We start from the raw sequence: 19,070 nt of genomic DNA, 5'->3' as shown, positions 1-19,070 counted from the left end.
ACGATACATTTATCGTGTACATACGAAGGCAAGAGGTTAGCACTTTGTAAGGGGTGTGAAAATATGTTTAAATTTAATGATGAAAAAGGGCAATTAAAATGTTCTTTCTGTGGTAAAACACAAACGCAAGTTCGAAAGTTAGTGGCAGGTCCAGGTGTTTACATTTGTGACGAGTGTATCGAACTTTGTACTGAAATTGTACAAGAGGAGCTTGCGAAGGACGAAGAAGTAGAATTCAAAGATGTACCGAAACCGGTAGAAATTCGTGAAATCTTAGATGAGTATGTCATCGGGCAAGATAGCGCGAAAAAAGCACTAGCGGTAGCGGTATATAACCATTACAAACGCATTAATTCTAACAGCAAAATTGATGATGTAGAATTAGCGAAGAGTAATATCGCACTTATCGGGCCAACAGGTAGTGGTAAAACATTACTTGCACAAACGTTAGCGCGTATTCTAAATGTTCCATTTGCAATCGCGGACGCAACATCTTTAACAGAAGCTGGATATGTTGGAGAAGATGTAGAAAATATCTTACTAAAATTAATTCAAGCAGCTGATTATGATGTAGAGAAAGCGGAAAAAGGAATCATTTATATTGATGAGATTGATAAAGTGGCACGTAAGTCCGAAAATCCATCAATTACACGTGATGTATCTGGTGAAGGTGTGCAGCAAGCACTTCTGAAAATTTTAGAAGGTACTGTAGCAAGCGTTCCACCTCAAGGTGGTCGTAAGCATCCGCACCAAGAGTTTATTCAAATTGATACAACGAACATCTTATTCATTTGTGGTGGAGCGTTTGATGGCATTGAGCCGATTATTAAACGTCGCCTTGGTGAAAAAGTAATTGGATTTGGTTCTGAGAAGAAAAATGCTGATGTAAATGAGAAGCATGTTTTATCTCACGTATTACCAGAGGATCTTTTAAGATTTGGTTTAATTCCAGAGTTTATCGGTCGTCTTCCAGTTATTGCGAACCTAGAGCCACTTGATGAAGATGCTCTTGTTGATATTTTAACGAAACCGAAAAATGCACTTGTTAAGCAATTCCAAAAACTATTGGAGCTTGACGATGTTGAGTTAGAGTTTGAAGAAGGTGCACTAATCGAAATTGCGAAAAAAGCAATTGAACGTAAAACGGGTGCTCGTGGACTTCGTTCTATTATTGAAGGCTTAATGCTTGATGTAATGTTCGAACTTCCATCTCGTAAAGATATCGAGAAGTGTATTCTTACAAAAGAAACAGTAGCTGATAATGAGCCGCCAAAATTGGTGTTACAAGACGGTACTGTACTTGATACAAAAACATCTGCATAATGCGAAAGGGAAACAGCAATTTTTATAATTGCTGTTTTTCTTTATGTTTAGCTACGTTCCTCCGCGGAAATACTAAGAGATAAAATATTGCGGGAGGAAATAAATAATGAGCTGGACAAATATATTTTTAGTTGTTCAACTTGTTTTTGGTGTAATTGTCGGATTGTATTTCTGGCATTTACTTCGAAATCAACGAACACAAAAAGTTTCAATTGATCGAGAATCGAAAAAAGAATTAGAACAGCTTCGTAAAATGCGTGAGATTTCTTTAACAGAGCCGCTAGCAGAAAAGGTGCGTCCTACAACCTTTTTAGATATTGTAGGGCAAGAGGACGGAATTAAGTCGTTAAAAGCGGCTCTTTGTGGTCCGAATCCGCAACATGTAATCATATATGGCCCACCAGGTGTTGGGAAAACAGCGGCAGCACGTCTTGTATTAGAAGAAGCGAAACGAAATCCTAAATCTCCATTTCGTACGAATGCAACATTTATTGAACTTGATGCGACAACAGCTCGGTTTGATGAACGTGGTATCGCAGACCCTTTAATTGGTTCGGTGCATGATCCGATTTATCAAGGTGCTGGGGCGATGGGGCAAGCAGGTATTCCGCAACCGAAAAAAGGTGCTGTAACAGATGCACATGGTGGTATTTTGTTTATTGATGAGATTGGCGAGCTCCATCCGATTCAAATGAACAAAATGTTAAAGGTGTTAGAAGATCGAAAAGTATTTTTAGAAAGTGCGTACTATAGTGAAGAAAATACAATGATCCCAACATATATACATGATATTTTCCAAAAAGGCTTACCGGCAGATTTTCGCTTAGTTGGAGCAACGACACGTTCGCCAGAGGAAATTCCTCCTGCTATTCGGTCACGTTGCTTAGAAGTATTTTTCCGTGAATTAGATACGGAAGAAATTCAAAAAGTAGCGAAAAATGCCGCGGAAAAAGTGGAAATGCAAATAGGTGAAAATGGTATTGAGATGATTGGGATGTATGCAAGGAATGGACGAGAAGCGATTAATCTCGTGCAAATCTCTGCGGGTATGGCGATAAATGAAGAACGTTCTTTCATTAAGGATGAAGATATAGAGTGGGTTGTTCACTCAAGTCAGCTTACACCGAAATATGAAAAGCGCATTTATCCGATTCCAAGGATTGGTCTTGTAAATGGTCTTGCTGTATACGGACCAAATACAGGTGCGTTATTAGAAATTGAAGTAACAGCAATTCCGGCGAAAGATAAAGGATCGGTAAATGTTACCGGAATTGTGGAAGAAGAAAGTATTGGTAGTCAAACGAAATCTATTCGTCGTAAAAGTATGGCGAAAGGCTCTGTTGATAATGTATTAACAGTACTTCGTTCTTTAGATGTGTTGCCAGAAGGATACGATATACATATTAATTTTCCAGGGGGTATCCCAATTGATGGCCCTTCTGCAGGAATCGCTATGGCAACAGGTGTATATTCTGCGGTGCATCGCACGTATGTAAATAATGAAGTAGCGATGACAGGTGAAATAAGTATACACGGAGAAGTAAAGCCTATTGGTGGTGTATACGCAAAAATAAAAGCTGCGAAAAAAGCGGGAGCTAAGAAAGTCATTATTCCTGCTGAAAATATGCAACCATTTTTGTATACGATCAAGGGAATTGAAATTATTCCTGTCCGTAAGTTAAAAGAAGTATTTGAGTTAACGTTTATGCAAGGAAATATGCATAGAGAGCTAGATGTACATACTAACGTAGACGAAACAGATGCACAATCTATGTAAAAATAAACAATAATAAAATTTGCCAGACTTCGTTTAAGTTTGTATGCTTAATCGGAGTCTTTTTCTTTTCGTGAGGTAGAAAAACAAGCTATTTACAATTGCGCGGAATCTCAGCAATTGCATCTAGGTGTATTGTAATATAAAATAGTTGAACAGGAGTTTAATTTATTATGGAGGTGCTATGTCTAGTATGAATACGAACGAAAGAATCGTGCCCCTCCTACCATTAAGAGGCGTTCTCGTATATCCAACGATGGTTTTGCATCTTGATGTAGGACGTGATAAATCGATACAAGCACTAGAGCAGGCGGCAATGGATGAAAATATCATCTTTTTAGCAATGCAAAAAGAAATGAATATCGATGATCCGAAAGAAGATGACATATATAGTGTAGGTACAGTGGCGAAAGTGAAGCAAATGTTAAAATTGCCGAACGGTACGCTTCGTGTCCTTGTGGAAGGTTTACATAGAGCAGAAGTAATAGAGTTTATCGAAGAAGAAAATGTAGTACAAGTGTCTATTAAAACGGTAACTGAAGAAGTAGAAGATGATTTAGAAGAGAAAGCTTTTATGCGTACGTTACTGGAGCATTTCGAACAATATATTAAAGTTTCGAAAAAAGTTTCAAATGAAACTTTTGCAACGGTAGCTGATGTGGAAGAACCAGGGAGATTAGCTGATTTAATTGCTTCTCACTTGCCGATTAAAACGAAGCAGAAACAAGAGATTTTAGAGATTGTATCTGTAAAAGAACGATTACAAACACTTATTTCAATTATTCAAGATGAACAAGAGTTACTTAGCCTAGAAAAGAAAATTGGGCAAAAAGTGAAACGTTCCATGGAGCGCACGCAAAAAGAATATTTCTTACGTGAGCAAATGAAGGCGATTCAAACTGAACTTGGCGACAAAGAAGGCAAGGGCGGAGAAGTAGAAGAACTTCGTGAGAAAATTGAACAGTCAGGAATGCCGGAAGAAACAATGAAGGCTGCCCTGAAAGAATTAGATCGTTATGAAAAGTTACCAGCAAGTTCTGCGGAGAGTGGTGTTATTCGCAATTATATTGATTGGTTATTAGCGCTTCCGTGGACAGAGGCAACAGAAGATATAATTGATCTTGCTCATTCGGAAGAGATTTTAAATAACGATCATTACGGTCTTGAAAAAGTGAAAGAGCGTGTACTTGAATATTTAGCTGTACAGAAGTTAACGAATTCATTAAAAGGACCTATCCTTTGTTTAGTAGGCCCTCCTGGGGTCGGCAAAACTTCATTAGCGCGTTCAATTGCAACATCATTGAATCGTAACTTCGTCCGTGTATCTCTTGGTGGTGTGCGTGATGAATCTGAAATTCGTGGTCACCGTCGTACATATGTTGGAGCAATGCCAGGACGCATTATTCAAGGTATGAAAAAGGCGAAAACTGTTAATCCAGTCTTCTTATTAGATGAGATTGATAAAATGTCTAACGATTTCCGTGGAGATCCATCAGCGGCATTACTTGAAGTATTAGATCCAGAACAAAACCATAACTTCAGTGATCATTACATTGAAGAACCATATGATCTATCAAAAGTTATGTTTGTAGCAACTGCTAATACACTTTCAAGTATTCCAGGTCCATTACTTGACCGCATGGAAATCATTTCGATTGCTGGCTATACAGAACTTGAAAAAGTACACATTGCTCGTGAGCATTTATTGCCGAAACAATTAAAAGAACATGGCTTACGAAAAGGTAATTTACAAGTGCGTGATGAAGCGCTTCTTGAGATTATTCGTTATTATACACGTGAGGCTGGTGTTCGTACGCTAGAGCGCCAAATTGCAAAAGTTTGCCGTAAAGTAGCGAAGATTATCGTTACAGCAGAACGTAAACGTATCGTTGTGACAGAGAAAAAGATTGTTGATTTACTTGGTAAACACATATTCCGTTATGGGCAAGCTGAAAAAACAGACCAAGTTGGTATGGCAACAGGTCTAGCTTACACAGCAGCAGGCGGCGATACACTTGCCATTGAAGTTTCTGTAGCGCCAGGAAAAGGGAAACTAATTTTAACAGGGAAACTTGGGGATGTTATGAAAGAATCAGCACAAGCTGCGTTTAGTTATATACGTTCTCGTGCAGAAGAGCTTCAGATCGATCCGAATTTCCATGAGAAAAATGATATTCATATTCACGTTCCAGAAGGAGCAGTTCCAAAAGACGGACCGTCAGCAGGTATTACGATGGCAACGGCACTTATTTCTGCGCTAACAGGTATTCCTGTAAGTAAAGAAGTGGGTATGACAGGTGAAATTACACTTCGTGGTCGTGTATTACCAATTGGTGGTTTAAAAGAAAAAACATTAAGTGCTCACCGCGCAGGCTTAACAAAAATTATTTTGCCAGCAGAAAACGAGAAAGATTTAGATGATATTCCAGAGAGCGTAAAAGAAAACCTTACGTTTGTGCTTGCATCTCATTTAGATGAAGTATTGGAGCACGCATTAGTAGGAGTGAAACAATGAAAGTAACAAAAGCAGATATTGTAATTAGTGCTGTTAAACCAGAACAATATCCAGACAGTGATTTACCAGAAATTGCATTAGCAGGTCGTTCAAATGTGGGGAAGTCTTCCTTTATTAATAAAATTTTAAATCGTAAAAAGTTAGTGCGTATTTCTTCTAAACCAGGAAAAACGCAAACGCTGAACTTTTTCTTAATCAATGAGATGATGCACTTTGTTGACGTTCCAGGTTATGGATATGCAAAAGTATCTAAATCGGAGCGCGCTGCATGGGGGAAAATGATTGAAACGTACTTTACAACTCGTGAGCAATTAGACGCAGCTGTATTAGTAGTTGATTTACGTCACCAACCAACAAGTGATGACGTGATGATGTATGATTTCTTAAAGCATTATGAAATCCCAACAATTATTATTGCGACGAAAGCCGATAAAATTCCGAAAGGGAAATGGCAAAAGCATTTAAAAGTTGTAAAAGAAACGCTTGCTGTTGAAATTGGCGATGAAATTGTTCTATTCTCTTCTGAAACAGGACTTGGAAAAGAAGAAGCGTGGAAAGCAATTCATAAATTTACAAAAACAAAAAACGCGTGACGAATGTCGCGCGTTTTTGTTTTGCTAAATTTTTTAGCGTACGTTTAATGTAACTTCAATATTTCCTCGTGTTGCTTTCGAGTAAGGACATACACCGTGAGCCGCTTCTACAAGTTCTTGTGCTTCGCTATGTGAAACGCCAGCCACATGTACATCAAGTACAGCAGATAGACCGAAACCACCATCTGTATCTTTTCCGATAGAAACGTGAGCAGTTACTTCTGTACTTTCTACTTTCACACGTTTTGTACGAATGACAAGTTGTAATGCACTATCGAAACAAGCTGCATAACCAGCTGCAAATAGTTGTTCTGGATTTGTTGCTTCTCCGCCTGCACCACCTAGTGCTTTCGGCATTTTTACATCAAGATTTAATATGCCATCATCTGAAACTACTTTCCCATTTCTTCCACCTGTTGCTGTTACTGAAGCAGTATATAATTTATCCATATTTATTCCCCTTTTCCATCATTAATTGTTTTCATTGTGTCAATTAGTTTATTTAGTTGAATTAATAAAGAGCGATATTCTTGCTCTGTAATTCCTAAGTTTGTAGCCATCGTTGTCGGTAATGAACAAGCCTTTTCCTTTAAATCTTTGCCTTGTTCTGTTAATTCAATACAAACTTTTCGCTCGTCTTCTTTGGAACGAACACGTTTTACAAGTTTTAATGATTCCATGCGTTTTAACATAGGTGTTAACGTACCAGAATCTAAAAATAGACGTTCTCCAATTTCTTTTACTGTTAGTCCATCTTGCTCCCATAGTACGAGTAAAGTAATGTACTGGGGATACGTAATACCCATTTCTTCTAAATAAGGTCGATAAAAACGAGTAACCTCTCTAGAGCAGGCGTAAATAGAAAAACAAAGTTGGTTATCTAGATGCAAAGAGTCCTCTGTCATAAATAACTCCCTTCTAATTAAGTTGTGCACAATTTAATTTTGTAAAACCAATATAACGAAAAAGAAATACAATGTCAAATACATTGTATTGAGAAAGTCTTTGTTGCATTTTGGAACAATCATACATATTTTCCTTCATGATGAAAGAAGATAGGGAAGATGATGTTATAATTTATATGGAATAGTTTCCATCACTTGATTATGAGGGCTTTTTTTGGTAACGTACAAATAGAGTTATTAATTTATAATCATTATAAAGTAGAAGTTTTTTTATTAGTGTTACTGAATCTCCTTTATTACATACGGAGAATAATTAAAAAATAATCGGTTGTTCACACGATTGTCAGATTCATAAGAGGAAAGTTGTATTATGATAGTAGATAAAGTGATAAAACGGGTGAAGGGGGACATGCTGCGTGCATATTCTTGTTGTTAGTGTAAATTATCGAACAGCCCCTGTAGAATTTCGTGAGAAACTCACATTTCAGGCAGCAGAACTAGAGCGAGCGATGACTACATTACAAAATCAAAAGAGCGTGTTAGAGAATGTCATTGTATCAACTTGTAATCGCACTGAGATTTATGCTGTTGTCGATCAATTACACACGGGACGGTATTATATTAAGAAGTTTTTAGCTGATTGGTTTCAGCTTGAAATAGAAGAAGTCGCGCCATATTTAACTATTTTTGAACAAGATGGTGCAATAGATCATTTATTCCGCGTAACGTGCGGTTTAGATTCTATGGTAGTCGGAGAAACGCAGATTTTAGGTCAAATAAAAGATAGCTTTTTAGAAGCGCAACAAGTTCAAGCAACAGGCACAATTTTTAATGAATTGTTTAAGCAAGTCATTACATTAGCAAAACGTGCCCACTCAGAAACAACAATCGGGGAAAGTGCGATGTCTGTTAGTTATGCTGCTGTTGAGCTTGGAAAGAAAATATTTGGCGAGTTAACAGATTGTCATGTGCTTATTCTTGGTGCTGGTAAAATGGGCGAACTTGCACTGCAAAACTTATATGGAAGTGGTGCTCGTAAAGTAACAGTTATGAATAGGACGCTTTCGAAAGCAGAAGTAATGGCTGAGAAATATATGGGACATGCAAAATCGTTAAGCGAATTACAATGTGCATTATTAGAAGCAGATATTTTAATTAGTTCAACTGGTGCATCGGAGTATGTCATTACGAAAGAGATGATGACGAAGGTAGAGAAAATGCGCTCTGGTCGCCCTTTGTTTATGGTTGACATTGCAGTGCCACGTGATATTGATCCAGCGATTGATGAGCTAGAAGGTTCTTTCTTGTATGATATTGATGATTTACAAGGAGTAGTGGAGGCAAACCGTGCTGAGCGTTTGAAAGAAGCAGAGAAAATTCAATTTATGATTGAAGAGGAAATTGTTCTATTTAAAACGTGGTTAAGTACACTTGGTGTTGTTCCATTAATATCAGCTCTTCGTGATAAGGCACTTGCAATCCAAAGTGAAACGATGGTAAGCCTAGAGCGAAAAATACCAAACCTTAGTGATCGTGAGAAAAAAGTCATTAGTAAGCATACGAAAAGTATTATTAATCAATTATTAAAAGACCCAATTTTAGTAGCGAAAGAAATAGCTGCTGAAGAGGGAGCGAGCGAAAAATTAGCGTTATTTGCGAAGATTTTCGATTTAGAAACGGAAGACGTAGAGAGTTGTGCGGAAGAAGTAGAACATAAAAAAGTGTGGACACCATCCGTTCCATCTTTATAATTTGGAAGGATGATCGGATGAGTTTTTTAAATAACAGTATTATTTATCATATTGCAATTATTTTATATGCTTGTAGCATTAGTTTATATTTTATAGATTATTTCCAAAGTAACCGAAAGGCGAACCGATTTGCTTTTTGGTTACTTGCGATTGTATGGGTCCTGCAGTCTATTTTTATGTTGCTTAGGGCTACAGATTCAGAAACGAATCCTATTTTAACTTTATTATCAGGGATTTATTTTTATGTTTGGTTATTGATTACGATGTCGTTAGTCATTAATCGATTTATGAGAATCGACTTTTTAGTCTTTTTTACAAATGTTGTTGCATTTGGCGTAAGCGCTTTTTCTATTTTTACACCGCTCGGAAAGATGTCGCCAGTACTTGCGGAACAATTAGTTTCAGAACTTGTATACGTGCATGTCGGTATGGCAATTATTTCTTACGCAACGTTTACTGTATCGTTCATTTTTTCTATTATGTACTTATTACAATATCGCCTATTAAAAAAGAAAAAATGGAATGCGAGATTAAGAAGGTTAGGGAATTTACCGAAGCTAGAATCTATGTCTTACGGATTAAATTTATTTTCTGTTCCATTTTTCTTACTAGCAATTTTATTAGGATGTATATGGGGATATACAAAATTGGATAATTTCCATTGGTATGATACGAAAGTAATCGGATCTTTTGTCGTTCTATTTGTGTATTGCACAGGTTTATATTTACGAGCGGCAGATGTGTTGCAAGGTAAGAAAATTGTACAGTGGAATATCGGATCGTTTCTCGTAATGCTAGTAAACATTTTTCTATTAAGCAGTTTATCCAATTTCCACTTTTGGTATTTATAATGAGGAGAGAGAATTATGCGCAAAATTATTGTAGGATCACGAAAGAGTAAACTAGCATTAACGCAAACAAACTGGTTTATTGATCAGTTAAAAGCCCTAGGTCTACCATATGAATTTGAAGTGAAAGAAATTGTCACAAAAGGTGATGTTATTTTAGATGTTACTCTTTCAAAAGTAGGCGGCAAAGGCTTGTTTGTAAAAGAGATTGAACATGCGCTACTTACGAAAGAAATCGATATGGCTGTACATAGTATGAAAGATATGCCAGCCGTACTTCCAGAAGGTTTAATGATTGGCTGTACACCAAAGCGTGTTGACCCTCGTGATGCTTTTATCTCAAAAAATGGAGCATCGTTTAAAGAGTTAGCGGAAGGTGCTATTTTAGGTACGAGTAGTTTAAGACGTAGTGCACAGCTACTCGCTGCGAGACCAGATTTACAAGTTAAGTGGATTCGCGGGAATATCGATACACGTTTACGTAAATTAAAAGAAGAAGATTACGATGCGATTATTTTAGCGACAGCTGGATTACAAAGAATGGGCTGGGATGATGAAGTTATTACAGAACATTTAGATGAAGCGTTATGTGTACCTGCTGTAGGACAAGGTGCATTAGCGATTGAGTGTCGTGAGGATGATAAGGATTTATTGCAATTGTTAGCGCATATTAATGATACGATAACAGAAAGAACAGTGGCAGCGGAGCGAGTATTTCTTCATAAACTTGAAGGTGGATGCCAAGTTCCAATTGCTGGATATGCAACCCTTACAGAAAACGATGCAATCGAATTAACAGCTCTTGTCGGCTCTATGGATGGCTCTGTTTTATTAAAAGAGACAGTAGTGGGTACTAATCCTGAGGAAGTAGGATTAGAGGCCGCGGACCGTTTAATTAAGCAAGGCGCCAAAGAACTCATTCTTGCTGCAAATAAGGAGCAACAATAAATATGAACGCTCTCGCTGGAAAAACGGTATTGATTACACGTGCCCAGCATCAAGCGAAACAAATGAGTGTAGCAGTGAAAGAAAAGAGCGGAATTCCATTGGAAATTCCGCTTTTGCGTATGGAAGGTATGTCTCATAGGCAAATTCAACATATTGAAGAGCAGCTACATTCATACGACTGGGTTATTTTTACGAGCAGAAATGGTGTAGCTTTTTTTCTAGATAGTTTAAAAAAGAAACTACCACTAACCATTAAAATCGCTGCGGTAGGTGTGAAAACAAAATTAGAGTTAGAAAAAAGGGGCTATCAAGTTCATTTTGTTCCGACTTCATTTGTTGCAGAAGCATTTGCAGAAGAGTTTCTAAAAGAATTAAGTGGAAATGAACGTATTTTATTTCCGAAAGGGAATTTAGCAAGAGAGGTAATTCCGGTTGCCCTACGGGAAATTGGTGTTTCTCTAGATGAGCTAACCGTATACGGTACGAAAGTGAATATAGAAAAAAAGCAAGAGCTTATAGCGGCATTGAAGTTAGGGAAAGTAGACATTATTACATTTACGAGCCCTTCAACTGTTACTAGTTTTGTTCGTTTACTTAAGGGTACAAACTGGAGAGAATGGACAAAAAAATGTACAATTGCTTGTATAGGACCTATTACGGAAAAAGAGGCAAGTCTTTATTTTCCGTCTGTTATTGTGCCGAAAGAGTACACTGTAGAAGCATTACTACAATGTGTTTGTGAATCTATAAAATGAAAGAATGGGGATAGAAATCTATGAACTCTTTACAATTTAATCGTCATCGTCGTTTAAGACAAAGCGGGGGCATGCGTGCGCTTGTGCGTGAAACGTTTTTACATACGGAAGATTTTATTTACCCTATTTTTGTATTAGAAGGTGAAAATGTTCGTAATGAAGTTCCTTCTATGCCAGGCGTATATCAAATGTCTTTAGATTTATTGCAAGCTGAAATGCAAGAAGTTGTTGATTTAGGTATTCGTTCTGTTATTGTATTTGGTTTACCTGCTGAAAAAGATGAAGTTGGATCATCAGCATATTGTGATCATGGAATTGTACAACGTGCTATTCAGCAAATTAAAGGTGATTTCCCTGAGCTAGTAGTAGTTGCAGACACATGTTTATGTCAATTTACAAGCCATGGTCATTGCGGTGTAATTGAAGATGGTATTATTTTAAATGACGAGTCTCTTGCAGTTCTTGCGAAAACAGCTGTAAGTCAAGCGAAAGCAGGAGCGGACATTATTGCGCCATCAAACATGATGGACGGCTTCGTAACAGCAATTCGCCATGCATTAGACGAAAATGGTTTTGGACACGTGCCAGTTATGTCGTACGCTGTGAAATATTCATCAGCATTTTATGGACCATTCCGTGATGCTGCGCACGGTGCACCGCAATTTGGTGACCGTAAAACATATCAAATGGATCCGGCAAACCGTATGGAAGCATTCCGTGAAGCAGAATCGGATGTAATGGAAGGTGCAGATTTCTTAATCGTAAAACCAGCTCTTTCTTACTTAGATATCGTTCGTGATGTGAAAAATAACTTTAATTTACCAGTTGTCGCTTATAATGTAAGTGGTGAATATTCGATGATTAAAGCGGCAGCGCAAAATGGTTGGATTAATGAAAAAGAAGTTGTTCTTGAAAAATTAATTAGTATGAAACGTGCAGGAGCAGATTTAATTATTACGTATCATGCAAAAGATGCAGCAAGATGGTTACAAGAAGGAGGCGCTAAATAATGAAAAAGTTTGATAAGTCAATTGCAGCGTTTGAAGAGGCGCAAGACTTAATGCCTGGTGGCGTAAATAGCCCGGTTCGTGCCTTTAAGTCTGTTGGGATGAATCCGTTGTTTATGGAGCGTGGAAAAGGCTCTAAAGTATATGATATCGATGGGAATGAATATATCGACTACGTATTATCATGGGGTCCTTTAATTCATGGTCATGCAAATGATCGTGTTGTAGAAGCGTTAAAATCTGTTGCTGAAAGAGGTACAAGCTTCGGTGCACCAACAGAAATTGAAAATAAATTAGCAAAACTTGTTATTGAGCGCGTGCCATCAATTGAGATTGTGCGTATGGTTAACTCTGGAACGGAAGCAACAATGAGTGCACTACGTTTAGCTCGTGGTTATACAGGTCGTAATAAAATCTTGAAATTTATCGGTTGTTACCACGGTCATGGTGATTCGCTATTAATTAAAGCTGGTTCTGGTGTGGCGACTTTAGGTTTACCAGATAGTCCTGGTGTACCAGAAGGTGTAGCGAAAAATACGATTACAGTAGCTTATAACGATTTAGAAAGCGTAAAATACGCGTTTGAACAATTCGGTGATGATATTGCTTGTGTAATTGTAGAACCAGTAGCAGGAAATATGGGGGTTGTTCCTCCACAGCCTGGATTTTTAGAAGGTCTTCGTGAAGTAACAGAACAAAACGGTGCATTGCTTATTTTTGATGAAGTAATGACAGGGTTCCGAGTAGCTTATAATTGTGGCCAAGGTTATTATGGCGTAACGCCTGATTTAACATGCTTAGGTAAAGTAATCGGTGGTGGTTTACCAGTAGGAGCATACGGTGGTAAAGCGGAAATTATGCGCCAAGTTGCGCCAAGCGGACCGATTTACCAAGCTGGTACTTTATCAGGTAACCCACTTGCAATGGCGGCAGGTTATGAAACGTTAGTACAGTTAACGCCAGAATCATATGTAGAATTTGAGCGTAAAGCTGAAATGTTAGAAGCTGGATTACGTAAAGCAGCTGAAAAACATGGCATTCCTCACCATATTAACCGTGCAGGCTCTATGATTGGTATTTTCTTTACAGATGAACCCGTTATTAATTACGATGCAGCAAAATCTTCAAACTTAGAATTCTTTGCGGCTTACTATCGTGAAATGGTAGAACAAGGTGTATTCTTACCGCCATCTCAATTCGAAGGTTTATTCTTATCGACAGCACATAGTGATGCAGATATTGAAGCGACGATTGCAGCAGCTGAAATTGCAATGTCAAAATTAAAAGCGTAATGTATTAGAGAAAATCGCTCTCCGTAAGGGGAGCGATTTTTTTTATTCATAAAGTAAGCTTTCCGCACATAAATCTGTAATGACATATAGTTTGGGAGGGGGAAAAGAAGTGGCTGCAGATCATTCATTACGATTTTCATTAAAAGAATCTGTGTGGTTCCAAAAAGGACAGGAAGTCGAAGAACTTTTGTCAATTTCGTTAGATCCAGACGTTGAGATAGAAGAGCTTGATCATGAAGTAATCGTGAGAGGACAATTAGATTTAACGGGAGAGTATGTTGCACGAAAAGATGATTCGGCGTATTCATTAAGAGAACTATCGCCAGCAAAGTCAATTGATTATGTAGAAACAAGAGAAGATGGGGTTAATGAACTTGTTCATTCCTTTCCACTTGAAATATCAATTCCGAGAAATCGAGTGAAAGTAATTGAAGAGCTATATGTATCAATCGAGGAATTTGATTATGAATTAAAGGAAAATGGTTGCTTACAATTATTAGCGGATATATCTATTACCGGTTTGTGTGATGAAGAGAGAAGCGAGGATGAAGTTGAAGAGGAAGAGGAAGAAACGGTGTATGCTGAGTTAGAAGAAGATTCAGCGCAAGAGGATGAAAATAGACCGGCGCCGCATGTAGAAGAACCAGCATATAAGGAATCAGATGAGTGGGAAGATTACGCATTTGAACCGTTCCAATTAGAGGAAAGAAAAGAGCAGGAATTAGAAGAAGAGAAAATAGAAGAACATGAATTTGTGGAACGTGAAGAGGAGCAAGAAACAACGCCACAATTTGAACTGTTCGGACGAAAAGATTTCAAGAAAGAAAAAGCGAAAAAGCAGGAAGAACAAGAAGAAGAGTACTCACAGCGAGATGAAAATGCGCTTTATTTAACAAAACTATTTACGAAAGAACCGGAAGAAGAATTTACAAAGTTAAGAATGTATTTCGTGCAAGAAGGGGATACAATTGAATCTATTGCAGACCGTTATGAAACGTCTGTACAAAATTTACACCGTGTCAATCAAACAGAAGATATATTTTTAAATACGGGGCAAATTATTTATATTCCCGTTTCAAGGGTAAAGACGAAATAAGGAAGTGAGTGTTTTCACTCACTTCCTTTCTTAGAGGCTATGTTTTGAATAGAAAGGGTTATTCGTATGGATATTGAGTTGCGAAATCACTATGAACCTATTGTGAGGCAATATAGATTGGATACGCAGCATATGGAAGAGCACGGAAATGTAATGAAAATTTATACGAATCAAGGTCCATATGCACTCAAGAAAATAGAAGGCAGAAAGTTAGAGCGGAATAACTTTCTGCATCATATTCAATATTTGAAGGAGAAAGGTTTTTCAAATTATGTACCTATATATCATGCGACGGATGGAAGTTATATTTTAAGTGACGGGACGTATAATTATTATTTAATGCCTTGGTTAGAACGTGCAGAAGGAAACGGTGAGGACAATGATCAATACCATAAAATGTTTCAGACACTTGGAACGTTGCATCAAAAAACTGTGAAGGAAGAAACGTATACGGAAGAAGATTTAGAAAAACATTATACAAGTATATCCGATCGTTGGGAAAATGATGGTGAGATGTTAGAAGAGTTTCTCGTAGAATCTGAATCAAAATGGTATATGTCCCCGTTTGAATTGCAATATTGTACGTACTATCATCATGTAATGAGAGCGCGTGAATTTGCAACGAAGCAATTAAATGAGTGGAACGATGCGATGAAAGAAAAAGAGAAAACGCGTATTACTTTTGTGCATGGTAATGTGTCACTTAATCATTTTTTATTTGACTATGAGCGGAATGGCTATTTTATTAGTTTAGAAAAATCGAAGTTTGCAACGCCTGTGCAAGATATAGTAGGTTTTTATTCACGGTCTTTAAACACATATCCAATCGCAAGAAGTGATCGGTTTGAATGGTTTCAAATGTATCAAAAAAATTTCCCTTTTACGAAAGAAGAGCAACTACTTATGTTTGCGTATATGACGTATCCATCGCAATTTATTCGGCAAATCCAGTCTTATAAGAAAAGAAGAGATAATCGCAACGAGGAAAATGAACTGCGCGGAGTAAAGAGTTTGCAACAATCGCATTGGCTCGTTAGCAATATAGAATATTTCCTGTCGCAATTACAAGCTGCCCAGCAAGGGAACGGATAAAGTAAAGGCATTCTCCGCTGATGATTAGCCTTCACCAATTGGGCGTTTACGGGCAGCAGGGCTCCCATCTAACTTCTTTGCTTCAGCTGAGTTTTGAGGTGGAGGTCTTACTGCCCGCAAATAGCGGGGGAAAGAAGATAAGTAGAGGATTCTACTTATCTTCTTTTTTTTGCACGAAAAGCTGTAGTTTTAAATTTATCTTGACGAATAAGGTTTCGTTTTTTACACTATTGTATATAATAATTAACAATCATATAAATGCCTTGAAGGGGAAGAGTATAACATGAAACGTCTTCAGAGAGGAGAATCATTAGCTGGGAGATTCTCTAGATAGTTATGTTAGAAGGTAGCCCTGGAGCATCTTTTCTGAACGGAATAGTTCTTATTAGGAAAAGACGGATTTGTCCGTTATCAAATTAAGAGTATAAGCAAATTATGAATTTGTTTGTAAATAAAGGTGGTACCGCGATGTCCCTCGTCCTTTTTGGATGAGGGACATTTTTTATTTTAAGGAGGGAAAATAATGTCAAACACGGAAAAGAATTTACCAACTAAATATGATCATATGTCCGTTGAAGAAGGCCTTTATCAATGGTGGCTTGAAGGCAAATATTTTGAAGCAACAGGAGACGAGAAGAAACAACCGTATACAATTGTAATTCCACCTCCGAACGTAACTGGTAAGTTACACCTAGGTCATGCTTGGGATACAACTCTTCAAGATATTTTAACTCGTACGAAGCGTATGCAAGGATACGATGTACTATGGCTTCCAGGAATGGACCATGCTGGTATCGCAACACAAGCGAAAGTAGAAGGAAAACTTCGTGAAGAAGGTATTTCACGTTACGATCTTGGCCGTGAAAAATTCCTTGAAAAAGCTTGGGAGTGGAAAGAAGAGTACGCTTCTCACATTCGTCAACAATGGGGAAAAGTTGGTTTAGGACTAGACTATTCTCGTGAACGCTTCACATTAGACAAAGGTTTATCAGATGCGGTTAATAAAGTATTCGTTCAATTATACGAAAAAGGCTTAATTTACCGTGGTGAATATATCATCAACTGGGATCCAGCAACACGTACAGCTCTTTCTGATATTGAAGTAATTCATAAAGAAGTTCAAGGTGCATTCTATCATATGAACTATCCGTTAACAGATGGTTCTGGTCACATTCGTCTTGCGACAACTCGTCCAGAAACGATGCTTGGTGATACAGCAGTAGCAGTTCATCCAGAAGACGATCGTTACAAACATTTAATCGGAAAAACAGTTACACTTCCAATCGTAGGCCGTGAGATTCCGATTATTGCTGATGAGTACGTAGAAAAAGATTTCGGAACGGGCGTTGTAAAAATTACACCAGCTCATGACCCGAATGACTTTGAAGTAGGTAACCGTCATGACTTACCACGCATATTAGTAATGAACGAAGATGGAACAATGAACGAAAAAGCTGGTAAGTATAACGGTATGGATCGTTTCGAATGCCGTAAAGAATTAGTAAAAGACTTACAAGAAGCTGGCGTATTAGTAGAAATCGAGCCACATATGCATTCAGTAGGTCATAGTGAGCGTAGCGGTGCAGTTGTTGAGCCTTATTTATCAACACAGTGGTTCGTAAAAATGGCTCCACTTGCTGAAAAAGCAGTAGCGCTTCAACAAAAAGAAGAAGAAAAAGTAACGTTCGTACCAGAGCGTTTTGAAAACACATATTTACGTTGGATGGAAAATATTCATGACTGGTGTATTTCTCGTCAATTATGGTGGGGACACCGTATTCCAGCTTGGTACCATAAAGAAACTGGTGAAGTATACGTAGGTACAGAAGCACCAGCAGATATTGAAAACTGGAATCAAGATAACGACGTACTTGATACATGGTTCAGTTCAGCGTTATGGCCATTCTCAACACTTGGTTGGCCAAATGAAGATTCAGCAGATTTCAAACGTTACTATTCAACAGATGCACTAGTAACGGGTTATGATATCATCTTCTTCTGGGTATCTCGTATGATTTTCCAAGGTTTAGAGTTTACAGGAGAGCGTCCATTTAAAGATGTATTAATTCACGGTTTAGTTCGTGACGAGCAAGGTCGTAAGATGAGTAAATCTCTTGGTAACGGTATTGACCCAATGGATGTTATCGAGAAGTACGGTGCAGATGCAATGCGTTTCTTCTTATCAACAGGAAGTGCACCAGGTCAAGATTTACGTTTCAGCATGGAAAAAGTAGAATCTACTTGGAACTTCATTAATAAAATTTGGAACGCATCACGTTTCGTATTAATGAACATGGATGATATGAAGTATGAAGAAATCGATTTAACTGGTGAAAAATCAGTAGCAGATAAGTGGATCTTAACGCGCTTAAACGAAACAATCGAAAGCGTAACACGTAACATGGATAAATATGAGTTCGGTGAAGCTGGTCGTTCATTATACAACTTCATTTGGGACGATTTCTGTGATTGGTATATTGAAATGGCGAAACTTCCACTATACGGTGAAGATGAAGCAGCTAAGAAAACAACTCGTTCTATTTTAGCTTACGTATTAGATCAAACAATGCGTCTATTACACCCATTCATGCCATTCGTAACAGAGAAAATTTGGCAACATTTACCGCATGAAGGCGAGTCTATTACAGTAGCTGCGTGGCCAACAGTTCGCGAAGATTTACAAGATATGGAAGCTGCGGCAGAAATGCACCTTCTAGTTGATATCATTCGCTCTGTTCGTAACATCCGTGCAGAAGTAAATACGCCAATGAGCAAAAAAGTTCAAATGCAAATTAAAGCAAAAGATGAGGCTGTACTTGCTCAACTTACGAAAAACAGCTCTTACATTGAGCGTTTCTGTAACCCAAGCGAATTAACAATTCAAACGGACTTACAAGCGCCAGAAAAAGCAATGACTGCAATCGTATCAGGTGCAGAGTTATTCTTACCGTTAGCTGATCTTATCAATCTTGATGAAGAGAGAGCTCGTCTTGAGAAAGAACTTGAGAAGTTCGATAAAGAAGTAGAACGTGTACAGAAGAAACTTTCTAACCAAGGTTTCGTAGCGAAAGCTCCTGCAGCGGTTATTGAAGGAGAGCGTGCGAAAGAGCAAGATTACCTAGAAAAACGCGAAGCAGTTCGTCAACGTCTAGCAGATCTTGAAAAGTAAAA

At 37.9% G+C, this 19,070-nt stretch carries 15 protein-coding genes and 1 other annotated feature; of the genes, 13 read left to right on the top strand and 2 right to left on the bottom strand.

Annotation, left to right across the window (positions count from 1 at the left end):
- The first annotated feature begins 63 nt into the window (after nucleotides 1–63).
- From clpX to ysxC, 4 genes are all read left to right on the top strand, one after another.
- On the top strand, nucleotides 64–1,323 hold the full coding sequence (clpX, locus tag HFD78_RS08115) for an ATP-dependent protease ATP-binding subunit ClpX (protein WP_000472289.1): 1,260 nt from the start codon (nucleotides 64–66) through the stop codon (nucleotides 1,321–1,323).
- A gap of 106 nt (nucleotides 1,324–1,429) precedes the next feature.
- Complete coding sequence (gene lonB / locus HFD78_RS08110; RefSeq protein WP_000119180.1) at nucleotides 1,430–3,100, top strand: ATP-dependent protease LonB; 1,671 nt, start codon at nucleotides 1,430–1,432, stop codon at nucleotides 3,098–3,100.
- A gap of 181 nt (nucleotides 3,101–3,281) precedes the next feature.
- Entirely contained in the window at nucleotides 3,282–5,612 is a 2,331-nt protein-coding gene (gene lon, locus HFD78_RS08105) for an endopeptidase La (protein WP_000097285.1), read from the top strand.
- Nucleotides 5,609–6,205, top strand: coding sequence for a ribosome biogenesis GTP-binding protein YsxC (ysxC, locus tag HFD78_RS08100; protein WP_000869116.1), 597 nt, complete (start codon nucleotides 5,609–5,611; stop codon nucleotides 6,203–6,205). The genes lon and ysxC overlap by 4 nt, the downstream gene beginning before the upstream one ends.
- Nucleotides 6,206–6,238: 33 nt before the next feature.
- Here the strand turns inward: ysxC and HFD78_RS08095 are convergent, their stop codons facing one another.
- Both HFD78_RS08095 and HFD78_RS08090 read right to left on the bottom strand, forming a co-directional pair.
- Complete coding sequence (locus HFD78_RS08095; RefSeq protein WP_000359781.1) at nucleotides 6,239–6,655, bottom strand: organic hydroperoxide resistance protein; 417 nt, start codon at nucleotides 6,653–6,655, stop codon at nucleotides 6,239–6,241.
- A 2-nt stretch (nucleotides 6,656–6,657) separates the two neighbouring features.
- On the bottom strand, nucleotides 6,658–7,110 hold the full coding sequence (locus HFD78_RS08090; RefSeq protein ID WP_000133916.1) for a MarR family winged helix-turn-helix transcriptional regulator: 453 nt from the start codon (nucleotides 7,108–7,110) through the stop codon (nucleotides 6,658–6,660).
- Nucleotides 7,111–7,526: 416 nt separating this feature from the next.
- On the opposite strand from HFD78_RS08090, the gene hemA reads away from it, so the two are divergent.
- The 9 genes from hemA (at nucleotide 7,527) to HFD78_RS08045 (ending at nucleotide 19,068) form a co-directional block, all read left to right on the top strand.
- Complete coding sequence (gene hemA / locus HFD78_RS08085; protein WP_097863220.1) at nucleotides 7,527–8,861, top strand: glutamyl-tRNA reductase; 1,335 nt, start codon at nucleotides 7,527–7,529, stop codon at nucleotides 8,859–8,861.
- Between the two features lie 17 nt (nucleotides 8,862–8,878).
- Nucleotides 8,879–9,712 (top strand): cytochrome c biogenesis protein, encoded by an 834-nt coding sequence (locus HFD78_RS08080; protein ID WP_000008991.1) that lies wholly within the window; start codon nucleotides 8,879–8,881, stop codon nucleotides 9,710–9,712.
- Nucleotides 9,713–9,727: 15 nt separating this feature from the next.
- Nucleotides 9,728–10,657, top strand: coding sequence for a hydroxymethylbilane synthase (gene hemC, locus HFD78_RS08075; protein ID WP_001226396.1), 930 nt, complete (start codon nucleotides 9,728–9,730; stop codon nucleotides 10,655–10,657).
- Between the two features lie 2 nt (nucleotides 10,658–10,659).
- On the top strand, nucleotides 10,660–11,412 hold the full coding sequence (hemD, locus tag HFD78_RS08070; RefSeq protein ID WP_000992350.1) for a uroporphyrinogen-III synthase: 753 nt from the start codon (nucleotides 10,660–10,662) through the stop codon (nucleotides 11,410–11,412).
- A gap of 20 nt (nucleotides 11,413–11,432) precedes the next feature.
- A complete protein-coding gene (gene hemB, locus HFD78_RS08065; protein WP_001087065.1) occupies nucleotides 11,433–12,422 on the top strand; it encodes a porphobilinogen synthase in 990 nt (329 codons plus the stop codon).
- Entirely contained in the window at nucleotides 12,422–13,711 is a 1,290-nt protein-coding gene (hemL, locus tag HFD78_RS08060; RefSeq protein ID WP_000712943.1) for a glutamate-1-semialdehyde 2,1-aminomutase, read from the top strand. Before hemB ends, hemL begins: the two co-directional genes overlap by 1 nt.
- Nucleotides 13,712–13,790: 79 nt before the next feature.
- Complete coding sequence (spoVID, locus tag HFD78_RS08055; protein WP_002062448.1) at nucleotides 13,791–14,807, top strand: stage VI sporulation protein D; 1,017 nt, start codon at nucleotides 13,791–13,793, stop codon at nucleotides 14,805–14,807.
- A gap of 66 nt (nucleotides 14,808–14,873) precedes the next feature.
- The gene (ysxE, locus tag HFD78_RS08050; RefSeq protein ID WP_000350658.1) at nucleotides 14,874–15,899 is read left to right on the top strand and encodes a spore coat protein YsxE; all 1,026 of its coding nucleotides are present in this window, start codon (nucleotides 14,874–14,876) and stop codon (nucleotides 15,897–15,899) included.
- 254 nt (nucleotides 15,900–16,153) lie between these two features.
- Nucleotides 16,154–16,385 (top strand) — a binding site (T-box leader).
- A gap of 37 nt (nucleotides 16,386–16,422) precedes the next feature.
- Nucleotides 16,423–19,068 carry a valine--tRNA ligase gene (locus tag HFD78_RS08045; protein WP_000072249.1) on the top strand — a complete coding sequence of 882 codons (2,646 nt, stop codon included), beginning with the start codon at nucleotides 16,423–16,425 and terminating at the stop codon, nucleotides 19,066–19,068.
- The last annotated feature ends 2 nt before the right edge of the window (nucleotides 19,069–19,070 follow it).

Source organism: Bacillus sp. EKM501B, assembly GCF_011800505.1.
GTDB classification, from domain to species: domain Bacteria; phylum Bacillota; class Bacilli; order Bacillales; family Bacillaceae_G; genus Bacillus_A; species Bacillus_A cereus.
This window is presented reverse-complemented; position numbering and strand designations above follow the sequence as displayed.

Bases quoted from the DNA above. Each gene is read 5' to 3' on its own strand.
- clpX (WP_000472289.1), top strand. From the start codon at position 64: ATGTTTAAATTTAATGATGAAAAAGGGCAATTAAAATGTTCTTTCTGT.
- lonB (WP_000119180.1), top strand. From the start codon at position 1,430: ATGAGCTGGACAAATATATTTTTAGTTGTTCAACTTGTTTTTGGTGTA.
- lon (WP_000097285.1), top strand. From the start codon at position 3,282: ATGTCTAGTATGAATACGAACGAAAGAATCGTGCCCCTCCTACCATTA.
- ysxC (WP_000869116.1), top strand. From the start codon at position 5,609: ATGAAAGTAACAAAAGCAGATATTGTAATTAGTGCTGTTAAACCAGAA.
- HFD78_RS08095 (WP_000359781.1), bottom strand. From the start codon at position 6,655: ATGGATAAATTATATACTGCTTCAGTAACAGCAACAGGTGGAAGAAAT.
- HFD78_RS08090 (WP_000133916.1), bottom strand. From the start codon at position 7,110: ATGACAGAGGACTCTTTGCATCTAGATAACCAACTTTGTTTTTCTATT.
- HFD78_RS08080 (WP_000008991.1), top strand. From the start codon at position 8,879: ATGAGTTTTTTAAATAACAGTATTATTTATCATATTGCAATTATTTTA.
- hemC (WP_001226396.1), top strand. From the start codon at position 9,728: ATGCGCAAAATTATTGTAGGATCACGAAAGAGTAAACTAGCATTAACG.
- hemD (WP_000992350.1), top strand. From the start codon at position 10,660: ATGAACGCTCTCGCTGGAAAAACGGTATTGATTACACGTGCCCAGCAT.
- hemB (WP_001087065.1), top strand. From the start codon at position 11,433: ATGAACTCTTTACAATTTAATCGTCATCGTCGTTTAAGACAAAGCGGG.
- hemL (WP_000712943.1), top strand. From the start codon at position 12,422: ATGAAAAAGTTTGATAAGTCAATTGCAGCGTTTGAAGAGGCGCAAGAC.
- spoVID (WP_002062448.1), top strand. From the start codon at position 13,791: ATGACATATAGTTTGGGAGGGGGAAAAGAAGTGGCTGCAGATCATTCA.
- ysxE (WP_000350658.1), top strand. From the start codon at position 14,874: ATGGATATTGAGTTGCGAAATCACTATGAACCTATTGTGAGGCAATAT.
- HFD78_RS08045 (WP_000072249.1), top strand. From the start codon at position 16,423: ATGTCAAACACGGAAAAGAATTTACCAACTAAATATGATCATATGTCC.